At 70.8% G+C, this 1,010-nt stretch carries 1 protein-coding gene; it reads left to right on the top strand.

The annotated features are described in order from the left end of the window. Positions 1-70: 70 nt before the first annotated feature. Positions 71-1,010, top strand: a protein-coding gene (locus AB0937_RS38535; protein WP_366718879.1) for an IS5 family transposase whose coding sequence is annotated in 2 segments (ribosomal slippage) — positions 71-448 and positions 451-1,010 — 938 coding nt annotated over the 2 segments. Because the reading frame shifts where the segments join, the coding sequence is not laid out codon by codon here. This gene is flagged as partial in the annotation.

The following is a 1,010-nucleotide window of genomic DNA, read 5'->3' as shown; positions in this document are numbered from 1 at the left end:
CTAGGCCGTTTCTGATGGCTCTTGGTGGGCTGGGTGGATCTCGTGGTGGGCCGGGCAGGATGCCCGTATGGTGCGGCGACACGAACTCACGGACGCGCAGTGGCAGAAGATCGAACCTCTCCTGCCCGGCAACGGCAAACCGGGTGGGCAGTGGGCGGATCACCGCAAGGTGATCAACGGGGTGTTGTTCCGGGCCCGGACCGGGGTGCCCTGGCCTGACCTGCCGGAACGGTACGGCCCCTGGCAGACCGTCTACGAGCGTCATCGCCGCTGGTCGGCCGACGGCACCTGGCAGGCCGTCCTCGAGGAGTTACAGATCGAGGCGGATGCCGGCGACCCGGACGGGGCGCTCGCTGGCCGGGCGGGCCGGCAGGAGTGGGCCGTGAACATCGACTCCACTTCCTGCCGGGCGCATCAGCACGCGGCCGGAGCGCCTCGCAAGCCGCCGGCCGACCACCCGCAAAAAGGGGCGGGGCGCGTGAGGAGGCAGATGGGCGGGAGGCGTTGGGGCGCTCACGGGGCGGGCTGACCAGCAAGGTCCATCTGCTCTCCGACGACCGGGCCCGCCCGCTGCACTGGCTGACCTCGCCCGGTCAGCGCGGTGACAGCCCGATGTTCGCCCCGGTGCTGGACGGCTTACGCATCCGGCGCCGCGGACCGGGCCGCCCGCGCAGCCGGCCGGACCGGGTCCGCGGCGACAAGGCCTACTCCAGCCGCGACAACCGCGCCTACCTGCGACGGCGCGCCATCAAAGCCACCATCGCCCAGCCCGACGACCAGCGGCTCCACCGCAAGCGCCGGGGACGAGCCGGTGGCCGCCCCCCAGCCTTCGACAAGGCCCAGTACCGCCGCCGCAACGCAGTCGAACGGTGCGTGAACAAGTGGAAGCAGTTCCGCGCGGTGGCCACCCGGTACGACAAACGCGACTACATCTTCAACGGCACCCTGACCGTCACCGCGATCGTCATCTGGCTCCGAGACACCGTCCAAGAGCCATCAGAAACGGCCTA

Source organism: Streptomyces sp. NPDC047880, from assembly GCF_040706515.1.
Taxonomy (GTDB): Bacteria; Actinomycetota; Actinomycetes; order Streptomycetales; family Streptomycetaceae; genus Streptomyces.
Note: the sequence above shows the minus strand (reverse complement) of the source record. Positions and strands in the feature narration are given on the sequence as shown.